Source organism: Streptomyces sp. NPDC057654, from assembly GCF_042800135.1.
GTDB lineage: Bacteria > Actinomycetota > Actinomycetes > Streptomycetales > Streptomycetaceae > Streptomyces.
In genome coordinates this window covers 1,361-5,996 of the sequence record NZ_JBHVHQ010000527.1, presented here as the reverse complement: position 1 = coordinate 5,996, position 4,636 = coordinate 1,361, and the positions used below count along the sequence as shown (strand labels likewise).

Annotated in this window: 2 protein-coding genes and 2 rRNA genes (1 of these 4 only partly in view); all 4 read right to left on the bottom strand. The window is 66.8% G+C overall.

Translation table 11 applies throughout. From position 1 onward, the window contains the following. Window positions 1-41 precede the first annotated feature (41 nt). On the bottom strand, window positions 42-1,985 hold the full coding sequence (locus tag ACFU99_RS29770; RefSeq protein WP_384397894.1) for a galactose oxidase-like domain-containing protein: 1,944 nt from the start codon (window positions 1,983-1,985) through the stop codon (window positions 42-44). Then, complete coding sequence (locus ACFU99_RS29765) at window positions 1,982-3,925, bottom strand: glycosyltransferase family 2 protein (protein ID WP_384397892.1); 1,944 nt, start codon at window positions 3,923-3,925, stop codon at window positions 1,982-1,984. The genes ACFU99_RS29770 and ACFU99_RS29765 overlap by 4 nt, the downstream gene beginning before the upstream one ends. 291 nt (window positions 3,926-4,216) lie before the next feature. Then, a 5S ribosomal RNA gene (gene rrf / locus ACFU99_RS29760) occupies window positions 4,217-4,333 on the bottom strand. Between the two features lie 73 nt (window positions 4,334-4,406). Continuing rightward, a 23S ribosomal RNA gene (locus ACFU99_RS29755) occupies window positions 4,407-4,636 on the bottom strand; its annotated part runs 1,360 nt beyond the window's last position; the annotation flags it as partial.

The window sequence follows — 4,636 nt, the reverse complement described above, 5'->3', positions numbered from 1 at the left end:
CCGTTGGGCCGCCCGCCCGCGCTCTCCCTTCCGGAGAAACGTCACCGCACGTGGACCCACCGAGCCTCCGACGGCGTCCCCCGGCCGTCCGCGACGAAGAGCATGTACCAACCGCGCGGCACCAGCGCCTGATCGTGCGGCACCGTCACCGTCATCCGCCCGCCGTGCCGCTCATAGGCCAGCTCGATGGAGCGCTGCTCGACGTCGGTGGCATGGGTGACCGCGCTGGGCCGCATGAGCCGCACCTTCCGCACGGACGCCGTCGCCGGAACGGCGAACTCCGCCTTGCCGCCCCGCGCCACCTCGGTCGTCCCGGCGCCGAGATGCGGACGCGTACGCCCGTACAGATACGGCGGGGTGTAGACCTCGATGCGCTTCTCGAACTCGGCGACCCTGGTGTTGGCCCGGTCCGCGAACAGCGGGTTGGAGCCGAACACCGCGATCCGGCCGTCCGGCAGCAGCATCGCCTCGGAGTGGTAGTCACGTCCCACCGACGGATCGGCGGCCGGCCGGAACGAGCGGGCGGCCGGGTCGTAGAACTGCGCCTTGTGGATGTCGCTGGCGCCCTTGCCCCGGTAGTCCTTCGAACCGCCCGTGGTGAACACGGAGTCGTCCGGCGCGAGCACCGCGTTCAGATACCGGGTGCCCCGCCCGAGACCGGGGCCGGGACGGAAGACCGGGTCGTCCCGGGTGAGGTCCGCGATGGCCGTACGGCCGGTGGAGCGGTGCGACTCCCCGACGCCGCCACCCCCGAAGATCATCACCTTCTGGCGCTGCGCGGGCGGCAGCAGCACCGACGCCGACGTCTCGGTCTGATCGCCGTCCCGCAGCCCCGGCACCGGCTTGAAGGTGTTCGCGTCGGGGTTCCACACCCCGGGCCGCCGGCCCTTCTCGGCCGGGCCGTACCCCGCGTTCGAGCCCGAGTAGAAGAGATTGCCGCCCTTCGTCAGAAAGAGCGCCGGATAGGTGGGGAAATACCGGTGCGGCCCCTCGGACCACTTCTTGGACTTCGGGTCGTAGATCTCGTTGTCCCCCGGAATGATCTCGCCCATGTCGTCGAGCCCGGATACGGCCAGCACCTTGCCGTTCTTGAGCGTGACCAGCGTCGGGTACCAGCGGGCCTCGGCCATCGGGTCGACGGGAATGTACCGCTCGGCGACCGGGTCGAACTCGTACGCCTCCTTCAGCCCCTGGAAGTCCTTCTTGTCCAGCCCGAGTTTGGTCGCCAGACCGTAGTGGTTACGGGCGTCCGCGCCCTTCTCCCCCACGATCTCGTACTGCGCCGCAGCGTTCGAGATGCCCTTCTCGCCCTTGCGCACGGACTCCACGAAAACGCGGGCCTGCCCGGCGGTCACCGTGACCTTCGTCCTGGCCCGCTTGCCCTTGCCGTGCTTCGCGAACTTCTTCTCGGCACGGGGCACCAGGACGTTCAGCTTCGACACGTACTCCTTGCCGTCCGGCCCCCGGAACACCGTGCCCCTGGGAAAGGTCTTCGGGGCGTCGGGGTCCTCGTTCTTGATGACCATCGCCCCGCCGGCCCGCGTAACATCGCCCTTCAGCTTCTCGTACCGCGCCGTACCGCCCGCCACGAGCAGGTTGCCGTTGGGGAGTTGGGCGTGACCGCCGCAGAACATGTCCTTCGGAGTGTCGATCTCCTTGAACGTGTTCTTCACCGGGTCCCACAGCACGCTCTGGAACGTGCCCGCCTTGAAGTTCTTCTCGTCATTGCCGGAACCGGCGATCATCAGCACTTTCCCGGTGTGCAGCAACGCCGCGTGGATCGAATTGATCCGATACTTCTGCGGCACGTCGACCAGGTCCCAGTGGCCGTAACGCGCCATGTATTCGGGCTTGTTGATCGTGTAGTCGTGGTACGCGCTCTCGGCGAAACCATAGACGGCCGGGGCGTTCATGCCGCCGAGCACGACGACGGCCGCCGCGCCGAACGCCAGCTTCCGCGTGCGTGAACTGGGACGGTACTTCACTGCGCTCCTCCCTTGCCTGCTGCTCTTTCCTCACGCCCCGCCCGCCCGGCCATAGCCGGAACCCGACCGCCGCCGCTCTTCGACTCCTCGCCCGCACCCGTGGACCGACTCCGTACGGCCTCGACCGCCGCCCCCTCCTGCCGCCCCCGGCGCCGCTCACGTACGAGCGCGAACAGCCACAGCGCGACAGGAGCCAACGAGATCACCGTCGCGAGAGCGGCCCAGCTGCGCATCGCGATATGCGTATGGCCGAGAAACCCGGAGGCGATGAGCGAGCCGCCGAACAGACCCGCCCACATCAGATGCGTGGAGAACGTCCTGACCCGGTCGGGACTGGCCGAATCGCCCTTCGAGGTGACGACGAACCCCGCCTTGCGCCGCAGCACCGCGCCGACCAGCGACCGCGCGTACAACGGCGCCGACAGCGCCGACATCGCCATACCCGCCGCGCCCGAAGAACCCTCCGGCTCATGCGGGCTGACGTTATGCCGGCGATTCCACAGATAGAGGCCGATCTGCAACGCGGCGGCATCGCTGTACAGCATCATCCACATCTGCGACTCGATCTGGATTCCCGAGGCCCCGACCCCCAGGAACAGCGCGCAGGAAACCCCGCCGAGAATCCAGTTCACCGCGGTCATGGGGTAGTACGCGACGAGCAGCCCGTAATTCAGCAGCCGCCCCGGCGACAGCGTGAACGCCGCCCGCCAGAACTGCCGGAAGAGGGTCTCGTACGTGCCCCGGCTCCAGCGCAGCTGCTGGTTGAAGAAGTCGGTCCAGGTCGAGGGCCCTTCCCCGACGGCCAGCACATCGGGCGTATAGACGGAGCGCCACCGGTTCCCCGACCGCGGATTGCGCTGCCGGTGGATCTCCAGCCCCGTCGCCATGTCCTCGGTGATCGAGTCGAACAGCCCCCCGACCTGCTGGAGCGCGCTCACCCGCACACAGTTGTTGGTCCCGACGAACATCGGGGACCCATACGCGTTGCCCGCCCGCTGAATGAGCGCGTGAAAGAGGAACTGCTGGCTCTCGGACGCCTTGGCCACGGTGCTGTCGTAGTTCCCGTACACCTGCGGACCGACGACGAACGCCACATCCGGGTCACGGAAATAGCCCAGCATCCGCTCCAGGAACTCCGGCAGCGGCACATGGTCGGTGTCGACGCAGGCCATGAACTCATAGCCGGAACCATGCGCGTCCAGCCACGCGTTGTAATTGCCGTGCTTGGTCTTCGCCCGGAACGACCCCCCGGTCTGATTCCACTTCTCCACCCCTTTGCGCGAGAAGTGCCGGACCCCCAGCTCCTCGCACATCCGCCGCACCTCGGGGTCATCGCCCTCGTCCAGCAGCCACACGTGCAGCGTCCCGTCGTGCCGCAACCGCATCGCGCCCTCCAGCGTGGCGCGCAGCATGTCCATCGGCTCCTTGCCGGGGACGAAGCTGGTCAGAAACGCCACCCGGGTGCCGGACTCGGCGGTCACCGGAATCGGGTCGCGGGCGACGAGCGTGGCATGGGCGTTGGAGACCACGTTGACCACGCGGAACGCCTCCAGGAGCCCGATCGAGACCAGCATCACCCAGTCGGCGGCGGTCTCCCAGCCCGCGACGTACTGCCGGTGCACCCAGTGATCCGGCCAGATCAGCCACACCAGAAGCACGAGGGAGACGACGGGCGCCGCGGTCAGCAGCAGCGCGGTACGCACCCGGTGCGCCCCGCGCCCGAGCAGGCTGTGATAGCGAACGCGGTACGGCGCGTCACCCGTACGGTCGGGTTCGGTGAGCGGCCCGGCCAACCGGCTGAAACGCTCATAGTCATAGCTCTGACCGCGGTCCTGGTCCCGTGCCGCCTCCTGGCCGCTCCCACGGGCAGCGGCAGGAGCCGGAATGCGCCGGCGCTGACGGTCCTTGTCTCGGTGGGCAGTTCTCTGTGTGGTGGGCACGGCATCCCCACGTCCTTCTCCTGCCCCAAATGGGCAGAAAATAGAATAATGGCGAAGGAAAGATAACTAATCTGACCGACCATCAGGACGTAGGACGAACCTCGGCGTGGCGTGGGTCACACGAAAGGCCGTAGAACACTTGAGCCCACGAGCGGGAGGCGCACACCCCAGCACCCCGCCCACCGGCCCGCCGGCCCGAGCGGGGAGGGCGACCGGGTTCGAGGCCGGGGGCCGAACGCAAAAAAGCTCCGACCCCTGAACCGAAGTTCAGGGGCCGGAGCTGTAAAAATTGTTCGGCGGCGTCCTACTCTCCCACAGGGTCCCCCCTGCAGTACCATCGGCGCTGAAAGGCTTAGCTTCCGGGTTCGGAATGTAACCGGGCGTTTCCCTAACGCAATGACCACCGAAACACTATGAAGATAACCACCCGGCAACAACACAGGTCATTACTTCAGAACCAACACAGTGGACGCGAGCAACTGAGGACAAGCCCTCGGCCTATTAGTACCAGTCAACTCCACCCGTTACCAGGCTTCCATATCTGGCCTATCAACCCAGTCGTCTACTGGGAGCCTTAACCAATCAAGTTGGTGGGAGTCCTCATCTTGAAGCAGGCTTCCCGCTTAGATGCTTTCAGCGGTTATCCTTTCCGAACGTAGCCAACCAGCCATGCCCTTGGCAGGACAACTGGCACACCAGAGGTTCGTCCGT